The 15523-nt window shown below is 42.4% G+C and carries 15 protein-coding genes; 5 read left to right on the top strand and 10 right to left on the bottom strand.

All coding sequences use genetic code 11. The features are described from left to right. The first annotated feature begins 180 nt into the window (after positions 1–180). Complete coding sequence (locus tag DMZ48_RS02395) at positions 181–1167, top strand: aspartate-semialdehyde dehydrogenase (RefSeq protein WP_143953494.1); 987 nt, start codon at positions 181–183, stop codon at positions 1165–1167. A gap of 63 nt (positions 1168–1230) precedes the next feature. On the opposite strand, the gene DMZ48_RS02390 is transcribed toward DMZ48_RS02395, so the two are convergent. Then, positions 1231–1368 (bottom strand): hypothetical protein, encoded by a 138-nt coding sequence (locus DMZ48_RS02390; protein ID WP_199287924.1) that lies wholly within the window; start codon positions 1366–1368, stop codon positions 1231–1233. A 149-nt stretch (positions 1369–1517) separates the two neighbouring features. Here DMZ48_RS02390 and DMZ48_RS02385 point away from each other — a divergent pair, with 149 nt between their 5' ends. Beyond that, a complete protein-coding gene (locus DMZ48_RS02385) occupies positions 1518–3677 on the top strand; it encodes a prolyl oligopeptidase family serine peptidase (protein ID WP_143953493.1) in 2160 nt (719 codons plus the stop codon). A 157-nt stretch (positions 3678–3834) separates the two neighbouring features. Continuing rightward, the gene (locus DMZ48_RS02380; RefSeq protein ID WP_143953492.1) at positions 3835–4809 is read left to right on the top strand and encodes an ABC transporter ATP-binding protein; all 975 of its coding nucleotides are present in this window, start codon (positions 3835–3837) and stop codon (positions 4807–4809) included. Here the strand turns inward: DMZ48_RS02380 and DMZ48_RS02375 are convergent. Together DMZ48_RS02375 and DMZ48_RS02370 are read right to left on the bottom strand one after the other, a co-directional pair. Further along, a complete protein-coding gene (locus DMZ48_RS02375) occupies positions 4793–5260 on the bottom strand; it encodes a hypothetical protein (protein ID WP_143953491.1) in 468 nt (155 codons plus the stop codon). The genes DMZ48_RS02380 and DMZ48_RS02375 overlap by 17 nt on opposite strands. An 81-nt stretch (positions 5261–5341) precedes the next feature. Beyond that, the gene (locus DMZ48_RS02370) at positions 5342–5854 is read right to left on the bottom strand and encodes a DUF5004 domain-containing protein (protein WP_162558651.1); all 513 of its coding nucleotides are present in this window, start codon (positions 5852–5854) and stop codon (positions 5342–5344) included. 435 nt (positions 5855–6289) lie between these two features. On the opposite strand from DMZ48_RS02370, the gene DMZ48_RS02365 reads away from it, so the two are divergent. Further along, positions 6290–7348, top strand: a complete 1059-nt coding sequence (locus DMZ48_RS02365) for an NAD(P)/FAD-dependent oxidoreductase (RefSeq protein WP_143953489.1) — start codon at positions 6290–6292, stop codon at positions 7346–7348. A gap of 76 nt (positions 7349–7424) precedes the next feature. Here DMZ48_RS02365 and accC read toward each other — a convergent pair whose 3' ends face one another. The 6 genes from accC to pdxA all read right to left on the bottom strand — a co-directional run bounded on the left by accC (position 7425) and on the right by pdxA (position 12438). Then, positions 7425–8780 (bottom strand): acetyl-CoA carboxylase biotin carboxylase subunit, encoded by a 1356-nt coding sequence (gene accC / locus DMZ48_RS02360; RefSeq protein WP_143953488.1) that lies wholly within the window; start codon positions 8778–8780, stop codon positions 7425–7427. Positions 8781–8854: 74 nt separating this feature from the next. Then, the gene (gene accB, locus DMZ48_RS02355) at positions 8855–9352 is read right to left on the bottom strand and encodes an acetyl-CoA carboxylase biotin carboxyl carrier protein (RefSeq protein WP_143953487.1); all 498 of its coding nucleotides are present in this window, start codon (positions 9350–9352) and stop codon (positions 8855–8857) included. Positions 9353–9383: 31 nt separating this feature from the next. Beyond that, on the bottom strand, positions 9384–10379 hold the full coding sequence (locus DMZ48_RS02350; RefSeq protein WP_143953486.1) for a beta-ketoacyl-ACP synthase III: 996 nt from the start codon (positions 10377–10379) through the stop codon (positions 9384–9386). 171 nt (positions 10380–10550) lie between these two features. After that, positions 10551–10748 carry a 50S ribosomal protein L32 gene (rpmF, locus tag DMZ48_RS02345; protein WP_143953485.1) on the bottom strand — a complete coding sequence of 66 codons (198 nt, stop codon included), beginning with the start codon at positions 10746–10748 and terminating at the stop codon, positions 10551–10553. Between the two features lie 8 nt (positions 10749–10756). Then, on the bottom strand, positions 10757–11293 hold the full coding sequence (locus DMZ48_RS02340; protein ID WP_143953484.1) for a YceD family protein: 537 nt from the start codon (positions 11291–11293) through the stop codon (positions 10757–10759). A gap of 98 nt (positions 11294–11391) precedes the next feature. After that, on the bottom strand, positions 11392–12438 hold the full coding sequence (gene pdxA / locus DMZ48_RS02335) for a 4-hydroxythreonine-4-phosphate dehydrogenase PdxA (RefSeq protein ID WP_143953483.1): 1047 nt from the start codon (positions 12436–12438) through the stop codon (positions 11392–11394). A 111-nt stretch (positions 12439–12549) separates the two neighbouring features. On the opposite strand from pdxA, the gene DMZ48_RS02330 reads away from it, so the two are divergent. Then, the gene (locus DMZ48_RS02330; RefSeq protein ID WP_143953482.1) at positions 12550–13140 is read left to right on the top strand and encodes a riboflavin synthase; all 591 of its coding nucleotides are present in this window, start codon (positions 12550–12552) and stop codon (positions 13138–13140) included. Between the two features lie 7 nt (positions 13141–13147). On the opposite strand, the gene DMZ48_RS18825 is transcribed toward DMZ48_RS02330, so the two are convergent. Beyond that, on the bottom strand, positions 13148–15088 hold the full coding sequence (locus tag DMZ48_RS18825; RefSeq protein ID WP_143953481.1) for an OmpA family protein: 1941 nt from the start codon (positions 15086–15088) through the stop codon (positions 13148–13150). Positions 15089–15523: the final 435 nt, after the last annotated feature.

Genomic DNA, 15523 nt, shown 5'->3' with positions numbered 1-15523 from the left:
TCTAAATGTATCGGAATATCCCTCCCAGAATCCACAATCGGAGAATAAACGACACAATAGTATATTTTCACACAAGTTGTTATATTTATAACATTGTGTTATTTTTTAATTAATAAATATCTTTTTTATTGACAGACTTAAGGAAAAGCTTAATTTTGCGGGAGTTTTAAAATTTAGAATATGAGAGTAGCCGTAGTTGGAGCAACCGGAATGGTTGGCGAGGTAATGAGAAAAGTACTTGCGGAAAGAAATTTCCCTGTAACCGAATTAATTCCTGTAGCCTCTGAGCGATCAGTAGGAAAGGAGATCGAATTTAACGGAAGCACCTATAAGGTGATCGGTCTTGAAGCTGCAGTTGCGGCGAAACCAGACATTGCCCTGTTTTCAGCAGGTGGAGGTACTTCCCTGGAATGGGCACCAAAATTTGCTGCAGCAGGAACCACTGTAATCGACAATTCTTCTGCCTGGAGAATGGATCCCGATAAAAAACTGGTAGTTCCTGAGATCAACGCTGATCAGCTGACCGCTGACGATAAGATCATCGCAAACCCGAACTGTTCAACCATTCAAATGGTACTGGCTCTGGCTCCTTTACACAAAAGATATGGGGTTGAGCGCGTTGTCGTATCGACTTACCAGTCGATCACCGGAACCGGTGTTAAAGCGGTGACCCAACTGGAAAATGAATATACCGGAACTCAGGGTGAAATGGCCTATCCTTATCAGATCCACAGAAATGCGTTACCGCATTGTGATGTGTTCGAAGAAAACGGATATACCAAAGAGGAAATGAAACTGGTTAAAGAAACCAAGAAGATCGTAGATCCAGCGATTCAGGTAACTGCAACTGCCGTACGTATACCAGTAGTTGGTGGACATAGTGAATCGATCAACGTACAGTTTAGTGAAGATTTCGATCTGAACGAAGTTCGAAGCATTCTTAATCAAACCCCGGGGGTTACGGTTCAGGACAATCCGGAGACCAATACCTATCCGATGCCGATTTATGCAGAAGGGAAGAACGATGTTTTTGTAGGTCGTATCAGAAGAGACGAATCACAACCAAACACACTGAATATGTGGGTTGTAGCTGATAACTTAAGAAAAGGTGCTGCTACTAACGCGATTCAGATCGCAGAATATCTTGTAGCCAACGAATTGGTTTAGATCTGTTAGTTATATATATAAGCAAAGGGGACCATCGGGTCCCCTTTGCTATTTTATAACAGATCAATGAACGATGATCAGATCGGGATTACCATCAGGGTCACCGGAAACCGTCCCGTCAGTTCCGGGATTTCCCAATAACAGCACTCCAGCAGCATGTGGAGTAGCCATTGAGGTTCCACTGATAGTAATCCCAGTCATTTCAAACCTCACCGTATTCGCATTGAATTTCCACTAATTTTATATGCTTCAAAGTGTAAAATCATCACATCTTCTTCTATAATACGCTGATTTGTCAGTTTTAACGTTACTCTAACATTCTAATCCTTATTTTTAAGCAAAAATCAACCATGAAAACTAAACTAATGGGACTTTCGGGGCTTTGCCTGATCATCACCGCTTGTAATTCCGAAACCAATAAAGATTCCATTACCTTGAACTATCCTACCACTAAAAAAGCCGATAGTGTCAATACCTATTTTGACACCGAAGTAAAAGATCCGTATCGCTGGCTGGAAGACGATATGTCTGAAGAAACTGCTGAATGGGTTAAAGAAGAGAATGCTGTTACCTTCAATTATCTTGAAAAGATACCCTTCAGACAACAGCTGGAAGACCGCTTAAAACAAATATGGAACTATGAAAAGATCACCGCCCCAAGAAAGGAAGGTGACTTCTATTATTACAGCAAGAACAACGGACTTCAAAATCAATATGTCGTATACAGAAAGGATGCTGAAGGAATAGAGGAAGTGTTTCTTGACCCCAACAAGTTTTCCGATGACGGTACCACCTCCCTTTCTGGCATGAGCTTTACCAATAGCGGTAAACTCGTTGCTTATTCCATTTCTGAAGGCGGAAGTGACTGGCGTAAGATCATTATCATGGACGCTGTTAAAAAGGAGATCATTGAAGATACTATCGTGGATGCTAAGTTTAGCGGAGTTTCATGGAAAGGAGAGGAAGGTCTCTACTATAGTAGCTACGACAAGCCTGAAGGCAGCCAGTTATCGGCAAAAACCGATCAACATAAACTCTATTACCATAAACTGGGCACACCACAAAGCGAAGACAAAGTGGTCTTTGGCGGAACACCGGAAGAAAAACACAGATATGTACGTGGATATGTAACGAATGATGATCGCTATCTGGTGATCACAGCGTCGATCTCCACTACCGGAAACAAGCTATTCATAAAGGATCTGACTCAGGAAAATGCACCTCTGATCACTATTGTTGGTGACACAGACAGCGACACTTCTATTCTTGAAAATGTGGGAAGTAAATTATATATCCTCACCAATCTGGATGCACCGAATAAAAAGATCGTGACCGTTGATGCCGCAGATCCGTCACCGGAAAACTGGGTAGATTTCATCCCTGAAACCGAAAATGTATTACTTCCCTCCAAGGGTGGCGGGTATTTCTTTACGGAATATATGGTCGACGCTATATCCAAAGTTTACCAATATGATTACGACGGGAATAAGATCCGTGAGATCGAACTACCAGGAGCTGGAAGTGCAGGCAGTATAAACGGTAAAAAGGAAGACACAGAACTCTATTATTCCTTTACCAATTACCACAATCCGGGAAGTATTTATACGTACGACCCTGAAACCGGAACTTCTGCTGTGTATTATACGCCGGATATCGATTTCAATAGTGAAGACTATGTTTCTGAACAGGTGTTCTACAACTCTAAAGACGGTACGAAAGTACCGATGATCATCACGTATAAAAAAGGAATTGAACGCAACGGAATGAATCCGACCATCCTTTACGGTTACGGCGGATTCAACATCAGCCTCACCCCTTCCTTCAGTACGGCTATGGCTGTCTGGATGGAGCAGGGAGGAATCTATGCGGTCCCGAATCTGCGTGGAGGTGGTGAATATGGACAAGAGTGGCATATCGCAGGAACTAAGATGCAAAAACAAAACGTATTCGATGATTTCATCGCTGCAGGAGAATACCTGATTAAGGAAAACTATACCAATCCGGAACATCTGGCCATCAGAGGTGGTTCAAATGGCGGATTATTGGTAGGTGCGACGATGACACAACGTCCGGACCTGATGAAAGTTGCCCTACCTGCTGTTGGCGTCATGGATATGCTGCGTTATCATACCTTTACCGCTGGTGCGGGCTGGGCCTACGATTACGGAACTGCAGAAGACAGCAAGGAAATGTTCGAATATCTGAAAGGATATTCACCGGTGCATAATGTTAAAGCAGGAACCGTATATCCTGCAACCCTGGTGACCACCGGTGACCATGATGATCGTGTAGTACCGGCGCACAGCTTTAAATTTGCAGCAGAACTTCAGGAAAAACAAGCAGGTGATAACCCTGTACTTATCAGAATTGAAACAAATGCCGGTCATGGTGCGGGAACTCCCGTAAGCAAGACCATAGAGCAATATGCCGATATCTTCGGATTTACCTTTTACAATATGGGTTATACTGAACTTCCTAATAAGGCAGTTCTGAATAAGCTGAAAGGGTAGAACCGATGGTTTACTTAAATATGCGCAAGCCGCCTGATGATCAGGCGGCTTTTTAATTTAAAGAGAATCCGGAGAATAATTTTAGCCGTGTTTTACTGCTGAAGGAATCCTGTTTGTTCATAATTATATTAGTAATATTGCATCTATTCTACAAGATATGCTGAAAGTTTCCAATCTGAGTTTTAGTTATGATGACCGCAGAGTGTTGCACAAGATCAACTTCGAACTAACGGCGGGAGAACAGCTCTCGATCATCGGTGAAAGCGGATCCGGTAAAAGCACCTTACTTAAAATCATCTATGGATTACTTCATGTGGATCAAGGTGAACTAACCTGGAACGGTGAGAAACTTCTGGGTCCGCTATACCATCTGGTTCCGGGAGAAGACTTTATGAAATATCAGGCTCAGGATTTTGACCTGCAGCATACATTGACCATTGAAGAACATATCGGCAAATACCTCTCCAACTTCTATCTAAAAAAGAAAAAGGCGCGTATACAGGAACTTCTGGAGTTGGTGGACATGCAGGATCATACCGGCAAAAAACCAAATGAACTAAGCGGCGGTCAACAACAACGTATCGCCCTGGCCAGAGTGTTAGCCAAAGAACCAAAACTGTTATTGCTCGATGAACCATTCAGCAATATCGATAATAATAAAAAGAACAAACTCAGAAGGCAATTGTTCAGTTATCTGAGGGAAAATAAGATCAGTTGTATCGTTGCAACCCATGAAAACACCGATAGCTTATCCTACTCAGACCGCACCCTTGTACTTAAAAAAGGCCAGCCCGTAGCGCTGGACACTCCTTATAACCTGTATCAGTTTCCGAAGAATAAATATGTGGCCGGACTTTTCGGTGAAGTCAATGATATTTCCATGAAATATTTTGAAGGAGATCCTAAAGATAAGGTACTCTTATATCCAGAAGAGCTTTTTGCTGTGAAGAACGGCGGAGTCCCCGTAACTATACGCCAGTCCTTTTACGAAGGTAATGGTTACCTTACGGAAGCAAATTGTGGCCGAAAAAAGATATTGTTCAAAACAAAAGCTCCGGTTGAGCCTGGCTCCCGATTACAATTGTCGGCTAATGCGTCCCTGATCAAAAGCCGTCTTAATCAACCGAAATGATCCGGTAAATAGTTTCCCGAAAATCTAAATGATCACCAGCCCCTCTCCCCATGAATGCTATAGCTAAGGGAGAACCCGGAGAGATCGCAAATACGTGAACATCATCTATATTCAGTTTCCCCAAGGGAGGTCCGATAAAAAAATAGCCTTTGTCGGTACAAACCAGTTTCCCAGGCCGTATGTACAACTCCTTCGGATCGGATCCATACAATAATCGTTCGAATTCTTGTTGTGCTTTCTCTGCTTTGAGTAGCCTTTCCCCTAATTGTTCACGATCTAACTGAAGCATAGCCCTTCCCGTTTCATGCTTGTCACCGGCCGTACTTTTTGTCTCACCCGAAAGTGCTTCCTCTATGTCCAGCAATTGCGTTCTTATCCCGGAGATATCCCTGGCCAGCTGTTCACGGCAAAACAGGATGATGGTAGCTTTTGATACTTCTGAATTCTTCATTTTTAAATGCGAAAAGGACTTCCCGAATTTACGAAAAGTCCCTTTTAATACCGATAAATCTAAATGTTTAACCTCTGAACCTTAGTATCGGGTATACGTATACGTGATCGTTGTTTCCACAACTACATTCTGAACGTCTCTGATTCGGTTCACCTCGGAGATGGTGAAGGCAGTATCACTATCGTTAAGCGTGATTACCATATTTCCAAAGGAACATCCGGAACGGATACTCAACACTCCTGCTTCATATTTCCAGGTACCGGCAATACCATCACGACTACTTTCGCATTCGGTATTATTATACCCGATCAGATACGTAAAATCACGGTCGCTCTCGAAGTTATATGCTATATCCCGCTGACATTCCTCAAATTGTATGAAAAGATCGGTCGTTGGATTCTCTTCACCATCATCGGTAAGATCGATCTCATCCTCAGCTGTTGCAGAGGTTAGACGCCACTCTCCTACCAAATCCTGTTCCTCCGTTTGCAGTGCACCGGTAAAGTTCTGATCGCATTCATTGGTATCATCATTATTACACCCCAAAGCAAATATTGCCATACACGTGATGGCAGAAGTTCTGAAAAAATTCATTTTCATCATATTCAAGTTTAAGTTCTTTTCTAGTAAATGCAGAAAACCACAAAAGGTTGCTTGATAATTCTGTTAATTTTTAAAAACGAATTCACTCTAGTAGAGGACCGATTATACAATTGATGAATACCCCAGCGAATCTCATTTCATATAACATTGTATATCAGCGCTTAACATACTTAAAAATACATTCTGAAAAAATCGACCAAAAAACTTATCTTTAAGTATTACGAATTCCCCCAACTGTAAAAATTCACCGATTTAGACCTTAAAGGAGGCTTCGTATGACATTATTTAAAGCAAATTATATGCTACGAATGAAAACAACCATAAAAAACATTCCCTCTGAGCCAGGATCGCACAGAGGGGTAGGGTAACCACGAACTATCCTGGTGGGAACTCAAAACGTATCTCAGTAAGGTCGATCATGTAGTCCTGGGAGCGGGCATTGTAGGACTCAATTGTGCACTTGCGCTGCGCAAGCGTGAGCCTAAAGCCAAGATCGTGGTATTGGAACGCGGCCTATTACCTAAAGGGGCCAGTACAAAGAATGCAGGTTTCGCTTGTTTTGGCAGCGCTTCAGAGCTGCTAAGTGATATGAACCAGCATACTGAAGATGAAATGCGGAGCCTTGTCGAAATGCGTTATAAAGGCATTCAGCTCTTACGTCAGAACCTTGGCGATAAAAATATTGGCTATAAGAACTATGGCGGCTACGAACTCTTTATAAAGGGAGATCCTGAATTTTTCGAAGCCTGCCTGGAGAACCGGAAACGTCTCAATAAGATCCTGAAGCCTGTCTTTGGAAAAAAGGTATTCGAGGTTAAGGAGAATAAGTTCGGATTCCGACGTATTCAGGATCATATGCTTTACAGTGCCTATGAAGGCCAGATCGATACTGGAATGATGATGAGCCAACTGCATCGTAAATGCATCAGTGAATCGATCCATATACTTTATGGGGTAACCCTGCATACCTTCGAAGAGCTGAACAACCAGGTTCACCTTGAGACTGATCTCGGTGGTTTCCAGTCCGGAAAACTTTTCGTTGCGACCAATGGCTTCGCCAGGAACCTGCTCGATGACGAGATCAAACCGGCGAGAGCACAAGTATTGATCACCTCAGTAATTCCCAAACTCAAATTCAAAGGCACCTTTCATATCGATCAGGGATACTATTATTTCAGGAATATAAATGGTCGTGTTTTGTTCGGCGGAGGTAGGAATCTGGATATTGGAGGAGAACAAACCGAAGAATTCGGGGAAACACCTTTGATTCAAAACAAACTGGAAACGCTCTTGAGAGAGGTGATCCTTCCGGAGACCGATTTCACCATCGATCATCGCTGGAGCGGTATCATGGGGGTCGGAGAATCCAAACTGCCGATCTTACGGCAACTCTCCGAAAATGTATATTGCGGCGTTCGCCTCAGCGGCATGGGTATTGCGTTGGGCAGTCATACGGGCCGTAAGCTGGCACGGCTTTCTGAATAAAAAAAGGCAGGTTAGCGCATGCTAACCTGCCAAATATATATAACTTTCAATTTAAATCTTACACTCAATGAATGCCTCAGGCTTCTTCTGAAGGAGGATTCATTTTAAAAGTTTCCATAAACTTGGTGGTATAATTTCCTGCGATATAATCAGGCTCATCCATCAATTGTCTGTGAAAAGGAATAGTCGTTTTAATACCTTCAATTACGAATTCATCAAGAGCGCGTTTCATTTTATTGATCGCTTCCTCACGGGTTTGTGCGGTAGTGATCAGTTTAGCGATCATCGAATCGTAATTCGGCGGAATCACATAACCACCATAAACGTGTGTATCGAGACGTACTCCATGCCCTCCCGGAGCATGTAGGGTAGTAATTCTTCCCGGAGACGGGCGGAAGTCATTATAAGGATCTTCCGCATTGATACGGCACTCGATAGAATGTAATTTTGGAATGTAGTTCTTACCAGAGATCGGTACTCCGGCAGCTACCATGATCTGTTCACGGATCAGGTCATAATCGATCACCTGTTCTGTGATCGGGTGTTCTACCTGAATACGTGTATTCATTTCCATGAAATAGAAATTCCTGTGTTTATCTACCAGGAATTCAACAGTACCGGCACCTTCATATTTGATGAATTCCGCAGCTTTAACGGCTGCCTTACCCATTTGATCACGAAGTTCATCGGTCATAAAAGGAGAAGGTGTTTCCTCAGTCAGTTTCTGATGACGACGTTGTACGGAACAATCTCTTTCAGAAAGGTGACATGCTTTTCCATACTGATCACCTACTACCTGAATCTCGATATGGCGAGGTTCTTCGATGAGTTTTTCCATGTACATACCATCGTTTCCGAAGGCTGCACCGGCTTCTTGTTGTGCACTGGCAAGTGCTTTCTGCAGGTCTTCTTCCTTCCATACTGCACGCATTCCTTTACCACCACCTCCGGCAGTAGCTTTCAGCATAACAGGATATCCCATTTCACGGGCTACTTTTATAGCCTCCTCATAAGATTCAAGGATTCCATCTGAACCGGGAACGGTAGGTACTTTAGCAGCTTTCATGGTCGCCTTGGCCGAAGCCTTATCTCCCATCTTTTCGATCATTTCAGGAGATGCACCGATAAATTTAATACCGTGTTCCTTACAAATTCTTGAAAAATTAGCATTTTCAGAAAGGAAGCCATATCCAGGATGGATAGCATCTGCATTCGTGATCTCTGCTGCAGCGATTATATTGGAAATTTTCAGATAAGAGTCTTTCGACGGGGGCGGACCTATACATACAGCCTCATCTGCGAAACGCACATGAAGGCTTTCCTCATCGGCTTTGGAATAAACCGCAACGGTTTTGATCCCCATCTCCTTGCAGGTTCTGATCACACGTAGTGCGATCTCACCTCTGTTTGCAATTAGAATTTTTTTAAACATATCACGCAATTTTCATATCTCAAAAAACAAACACATCCGGGGGATGATTTGGAGCTTGGATAATATGATTAAACTTATGAGGGATCTACCAAAAATAAAGGCTGATCGAATTCAACAGGTGAAGATTCCTCAGCCAAAATTTTAACAACCTTTCCGGAAATTTCCGATTCGATCTCATTAAATAACTTCATCGCTTCAATAATACACAGAACGTCACCCTGAGATATGGTATCACCAACTTCTACAAAGTTAGGTTTATCCGGAGAAGGTCTGCGATAGAACGTACCGATGATCGGAGATTTGATCGTGATATATTTACTGTTTTCCTCTGTTGCGGCAGGAGCCGGAGTTTCAGCGGCAGGGGCCGGAGCTGAAGTTTGAGGTAGCATCTGAGGCTGTGGCATAGCCTGATTAACGGGGATCTGTTGAACATAGGTGGTTGTTTCACCTCTTTTCTCATCATCTCCGCCGGTTTTAATGGTGATCTTTACATCTTCCATTTCAAGCTTTACTTCGCTTGCGCCGGATCTAGCCACGAATTTGATTAAACTTTGAATTTCTTTTAAATCCATGATTCCTCTATTAGTTTTAGTGTATTTGTTTTTAAGAGTTATAAGCCCACTTCAGGTAAATAGACCCCCAGGTAAATCCTCCTCCAAAAGCGGCAAAGATAAGATTGTCACCTTTTTTCAATTGTTTCTCATAATCATTGAGCAACAAGGGAAGGGTTGCGGAAGTCGTATTTCCATACTTATGAATATTGATCATTACCTTTTCAGCATCCAAATTAACGCGATTGGCTGTTGCATCGATGATCCTCTTATTTGCCTGGTGAGGTACCAGCCATTGAACGTCATCCCTGGTAAGATTGTTGCGTACCATGATCTTTTCGGCAACATCAGCCATATTGGAAACCGCGAATTTAAATACGGTCTTTCCATCCTGGTGAACGAAATGCCTTCCTTCCTGAACAGTTTGCGCTGTTGTCGGTAAAATAGATCCTCCGGCTTCGATATTCAAAAACTCTCTTCCATGTCCGTCACTTCTGAGATATTCATCCTGAAGTCCGAGTCCTTCGGTGTTCGGTTCGAAAAGAACAGCCCCGGCACCGTCACCAAAAATAATACAGGTCGTACGGTCAGTATAGTCAATGATTGACGACATCTTATCCGCACCGATCAGTAATACTTTGGTATATCTTCCTGATTCGATATAAGCTGCTGCTGTAGACATTCCGTATAAAAAACTGGAACATGCAGCCTGCAGGTCATAAGCGAATGCATTCGTTGCTCCGATTTCAGAAGCGACATAAGCTGCGGTTGCAGCAACGGGAAGATCGGGCGTAGCTGTAGCTACGATTACCATATCTATTTCTTTAGGATCAAGTCCGCTTTTATTAAGTAGGTCTTCTGCGGCTTTAATAGCAAGGAAAGAAGTTCCCTTACCTTCTTCTTTTAATATGTGACGTTGTTTAATGCCGGTTCTGGAAGTGATCCATTCATCATTGGTCTCCACCATGCTCTCCAACATCTGATTCGTCAACACAAATTCGGGAACGTAAGCTCCCACAGCCGAGATAGCGGCTTTTAGTTCACTCATAATTCGCTAAGTTTTGGACAAAAACGTGCAAAATTCGATAAAAATTAGTCGAAATTACTAATTTTTATCCGAATAATGGCGCAAAATAAATTGTTTTTGACGGATACAAAAGTTTTGTATAAAAAAACTCTCACCACCGTGAGAGTTTTAACTTTTTATCTTCTGATATCGTTACGCTACTTCTTCTGTAGTGTTATCGATGAGTACCTGACCTCTGTAGTAAAGCTTACCTTCATGCCAGTGTGCTCTGTGATAAACGTGCGATTCACCTGTAGTAGGGTCAGTAGCAATTTGAGGCATCGACGCCTTATAGTGCGTTCTTCTTTTATCTCTCCTTGTACTGGACTGTCTTCTCTTAGGATGTGCCATTTTAAATCTTATTTATCCGTTAATAGTTTCTTCAATGTGTCCCAACGAGGATCTGTATCCCCGTCATATTTTTTATTATCTTCCTTCGGTTGAAACTCTTCGAGCTTTTGTAATATTTCCGTTGACAAAGTTCCGTCTTTGATACCGGGATGAACCCGTTTCGCAGGAACCGATAATACGATCAGTTCATAAACATACTGCGCGACGTTAATCTGATGTTCTCCGAACGGAATGATGAGCAACTCCTCATTTTCATCATTGTATTCTTCACCAAACTTAACCACCAGATGAAGTTTTCCCTTCACCTTCTGGTCAAATGGCTCATTGGAAAGATCACAGTTAACATTAACTGAACCCTTCGCCTTAAAGAACAGCTCCAGCATCGTGCTCCCTTTTTGTAGCTCAATCTCAACTTCTACTTTCGCATCGTTGAACTCGGTATACTCAAAAGCAGCAAAGAACGACTTGTCAATTTGATACTCAAACTGGTGTTTACCTTGTTTCAATCCTACAAAAGGAATATCGAACTCCTTTAGCTTCATCATTTTAAACAACAGTTTTAATTGCCATCTCCTTAGAGATAAGGCGGGTGCAAAGATATAAAATTTTATAAATCATAGTAATGTTATCAACTTTTTTTTGTTTATAACTTTACAGATAGCTTTTTCAAAGGATTTTCGGTCAATTCCGCGTATTCTTCTCTGTTTCTGAAAATACTAATCGCAGTAAAAACCGCCTCCTCGAAAGAATGGTGATCTGCCTCGCCTTTTCCGGCGATCTCATAAGCAGTACCATGGTCTGGTGACGTCCTCACTTTCCTGAGTCCGGCCGTATAGTTTACCCCTCTCCCGAAAGAAAGGGTCTTAAATGGAATGAGTCCCTGATCGTGATATGCAGCCAGTACAGCATCGAATTTCTTATAATTTCCTGTTCCAAAGAAACTATCGGCAGAATATGGCCCGTAAACCAACATACCCTCTTCATTCATCTTTGTGATTACCGGTCTCAACACCTCATCATCCTCTTTTCCGATCACTCCGTTATCTCCAGAATGTGGATTGATCCCTAAAACGGCGATCTTCGGTCTGCGGATTCCGAAATCGGTGATCAGTGATGCATTGATCAGCTGTAATTTTTTACGGATAAGTTTCGCATTAATCACCTTGCTAACATCCTTAACCGGCACATGATCGGTCATCAATCCTACCTTAAGATCATCGGTAACCATAAACATAAGGGATTCCCCTTCCAGTTCTTTGGCCAGATAATCGGTATGTCCCGGAAATTTGAATTTATCCGATTGAATATTATGCTTATTGATCGGTGCGGTCACCAATACATCGATCTGATCCTTTTTCAGTGCTTCGGTAGCCGCCTTCAATGAAAGAAATGCGTACTTACCTCCTTCCGAAGTTTCTTTTCCCGGCTCTATATTCGGTGTCTCCTTCCAGACATTAACTATATTGATCTTACCATCCACTATGTTCTCCGATTTATCCACTCCATGATAGGCCATATTGATATTCAGCAATTTTCGCTGATATGACATTACCTTGGTGGAAGCGAAGATCACCGGTGTACAAAAATCAAGCATGCGGTTATCCTCAAAGGTCTTCAGGATGATCTCACAACCGATCCCGTTCAGGTCGCCTACAGAGATCCCTACTCTGATAGGTTCATCATTTTTCATATGCAATGCTTTTATTCTATTAAATTGCCTTTTTACAGGGCAAAGCTTTCCGTATCTTTATACCCTCATAAATTGCTGCTGCAATTACGCAAATTTAACTAATAAAATAGAATGTTTACCGGAATAATAGAAGAGTTAGGTGAGATCATATCACTGGAAAAGGAACAGGAGAACCTCCATATTACGATTAAGAGCAATATCACCCATGAACTAAAGATCGATCAAAGTGTCTCCCATAACGGGGTTTGCCTTACAGTCGTAGCTATCGAAGGTGATACCTATCGCGTTACCGCTATACAGGAAACCCTTAACAAAACGGCACTCGGATCTCTTAAAGCCGGACAAAAAGTAAATCTGGAAAGAGCTATGAAACTCGGAGATCGTCTCGACGGACATATCGTACAGGGACATGTTGACCAAACCGGGATCTGTACAGCGATCGCTAATGAAGAAGGTAGCTGGAGATTTACGTTCACCTATGACCCGTCAAAAAGTAATATGACCATTGAAAAAGGTTCGATCACTATTGACGGAACCAGCCTTACAGTTGTTGATTCCAACAAAGACAGCTTTAGTGTTGCCATCATTCCTTACACTTATGATCATACGATCTTCAATCAATATACAATAGGAACCGAAGTCAATCTGGAATTTGATGTAGTGGGTAAATATGTGGCCCGCCTGATGGAACTTCGCTCTTAAAAGCCGATCAGCCTCCGTTTCCGTTCATGGTTTCGGAGGTCTGTCGATACAGTTGAAATTCTGACCTCCTGTTCTCACGATGACTCGCAGCAGAACATTTCACCCCATCTCCACATTCGTTGATTAGTTCTTTCTCACCCATCCCAATCGCTTCGATACGATCTTTTGAGATACCATTCGCAACCAGATAATCACGGGTAGCCTGCGCCCTGCGTTCGGATAATTTCAGATTATAAGCAGCCGCTCCTCTGCTATCCGTATGAGAAGTGATGTTCAGCACCAACCCATCATTTTCTTTCATATAAGCAACAAGCTTATCGAGTTCCGAAGCAGAAGATGCATTGATATCTGACCGGTCGAAAGCAAAATAGATAGCATCGAAATCTAAAAGCTCTTCCAGAGTTGCAGAAGCATTCACCGGATTGAGATTGGCATCAAATCTTTTATCATTGCCTTCAGGTACCTGAATTTCCTTTAATTCATATTCTTTCTGATCAACACGGATCACATACTCCGAATCCTCCTTTAGATCCGGAAAGCTATATGCACCCAGGCTGTCGGTTACCACGCTATATAACAGGCTGTCTTTAGACCGTAACTCAACCGGTATCCCGGCAATAGGTACCCGCGCAGTACTATCCTGTAAAACTCCTTTCAGGTCACGAAGTTTCTCAACTTTCACCAGGGAATAAATATCATCGCTTCCTTTTCCTCCTTCCCGGTTACTTGCAAAAAATCCTTCTCGCGAACCCGGGTTAAGTGAAACCGAAAAATCATCCCACCGACTGTTCACAGGCGCCCCGATATTAGTAACATGAACAGCATACATATCATCGTTGAGTTCGGCAGTAAAGATATCATACCCTCCCAGACCAGGATGTCCGTCACTGGCAAAATACAGTTGTCCGTCATCCCCTATAAAGGGAAATGATTCACGTCCTCCGGTATTAACCGCTCCCTTCAGTGGCTTTACTTCTCCAAACTCATCATCACCGAGAATTGCCGCATAGAAAATATCTGATTGCCCAAGGGATCCGGATCTGTCGGATGCAAAGAACAGATACTTTTCGTCCGGACTTAACGCTGGATGAGCCGTAGAATATCCTTTTTCACAAATGGAGATCGGGTGTACATCAACCCACTCTCCTTTATCATCCAGTTTAGCCGTATAGATCATCAGGCGTGTAATCCCGGCATCATCGCGACCTGCACGTCTTCCTTCGTAGTAATTTCGGGTATAGAACATGCGTTTACCATCCCTGGTAAAAATAGCATTGCTTTCATGGAACCGATTGTTGAGTTCCTTCGATAACTTTGCAGGAACCCCGAAATGTCCTTTTCCGTCGGAAGGTATACTGTAGAGATCAAGAAAAGTGCGATAGTCCCAACTATGTCTTTTCTTTGCGAGGAACCCTGTATCTCTGGCCGAAGTAAAAATCACACGGTCCTTTTTATAGATTGCTCCAAAATCAGAGTATTCGGAATTGAAAGGAAGATTGGTAACCGCATAGCGTCCGGAAACCCTGCGAATCCTTTCACGGTAATCTCCGGTAATTGCGGAAGAATCTACTGCTACTGCACTATTTTTTTGATAATAATCCTGCATTACTGAATCTGCAGCCTGATAACGTCCTGAAGATCTCAAGGATTGCGCATATCTGAAATAATAATCGGATTTCAGTTCCCGGGACATTCCGAAAAGGAGACGGTAAGTCTTTGCAGCTTCTTCATAAGAAGAAGTATAATAATAGGAATTACCAAGATTTTCGTAGATGGTTTCAGAACGATATCCTTTATGCAACAGACGTTCATAAAGACGGATCGCCTTTATAAAATCGAGCTGCTCATATGTTTCGTCGGCTCTCCTCAAACGATGATCCTGGGAATAACCGAAGTTGAACAGCCAAGGAAGTAATAGAAGAAGAACCCGCAGTCGCGATACGTTCATTACAAAAGGAATATTAGTAGTACTTTACTGATTATTCGATATTTAGCGCTATCATCAGCAAAAATTGAATATTCCTACCATATTTGTGTCAGCCGCCTGATAAAATACACAAAAACAAGGATAAACTACACGTTATATTACGATAATATACCGATGATTATGGTTTTCCTACAAGATTCGACAACCAGTATATAGCATTTAACCAATTTCAGCAGAACTTCAGACCGCATAACAGCACCCTCTTCGGTATCAGTGCCTCGGGTCTGAAATAAAATATGACCTAACAGGAATGGATCTTCACCTAAGAAACTCCTGTTTAACCACCGCAATTTCTTCTTAAAATCAGATTTTGGATCTTCCGAAAATACTTTTTCGGGTAAGTTTTCAAAAAAAAATCCATACTAAAATGCCTTTTCAGGTGGTTATTTGGTCGAT

This window comes from Robertkochia solimangrovi, assembly GCF_007279655.1.
Lineage (GTDB): Bacteria > Bacteroidota > Bacteroidia > Flavobacteriales > Flavobacteriaceae > Robertkochia > Robertkochia solimangrovi.
This window is presented reverse-complemented; position numbering and strand designations above follow the sequence as displayed.

Coding starts and splice junctions, on each gene's coding strand:
- DMZ48_RS02395 (WP_143953494.1), top strand. CDS start 181: ATGAGAGTAGCCGTAGTTGGAGCAACCGGAATGGTTGGCGAGGTAATG.
- DMZ48_RS02390 (WP_199287924.1), bottom strand. CDS start 1,368: ATGACTGGGATTACTATCAGTGGAACCTCAATGGCTACTCCACATGCT.
- DMZ48_RS02385 (WP_143953493.1), top strand. CDS start 1,518: ATGAAAACTAAACTAATGGGACTTTCGGGGCTTTGCCTGATCATCACC.
- DMZ48_RS02380 (WP_143953492.1), top strand. CDS start 3,835: ATGCTGAAAGTTTCCAATCTGAGTTTTAGTTATGATGACCGCAGAGTG.
- DMZ48_RS02375 (WP_143953491.1), bottom strand. CDS start 5,260: ATGAAGAATTCAGAAGTATCAAAAGCTACCATCATCCTGTTTTGCCGT.
- DMZ48_RS02370 (WP_162558651.1), bottom strand. CDS start 5,854: ATGAATTTTTTCAGAACTTCTGCCATCACGTGTATGGCAATATTTGCT.
- accC (WP_143953488.1), bottom strand. CDS start 8,780: ATGTTTAAAAAAATTCTAATTGCAAACAGAGGTGAGATCGCACTACGT.
- accB (WP_143953487.1), bottom strand. CDS start 9,352: ATGGATTTAAAAGAAATTCAAAGTTTAATCAAATTCGTGGCTAGATCC.
- DMZ48_RS02350 (WP_143953486.1), bottom strand. CDS start 10,379: ATGAGTGAACTAAAAGCCGCTATCTCGGCTGTGGGAGCTTACGTTCCC.
- rpmF (WP_143953485.1), bottom strand. CDS start 10,748: ATGGCACATCCTAAGAGAAGACAGTCCAGTACAAGGAGAGATAAAAGA.
- DMZ48_RS02340 (WP_143953484.1), bottom strand. CDS start 11,293: ATGATGAAGCTAAAGGAGTTCGATATTCCTTTTGTAGGATTGAAACAA.
- pdxA (WP_143953483.1), bottom strand. CDS start 12,438: ATGAAAAATGATGAACCTATCAGAGTAGGGATCTCTGTAGGCGACCTG.
- DMZ48_RS02330 (WP_143953482.1), top strand. CDS start 12,550: ATGTTTACCGGAATAATAGAAGAGTTAGGTGAGATCATATCACTGGAA.
- DMZ48_RS18825 (WP_143953481.1), bottom strand. CDS start 15,088: ATGAACGTATCGCGACTGCGGGTTCTTCTTCTATTACTTCCTTGGCTG.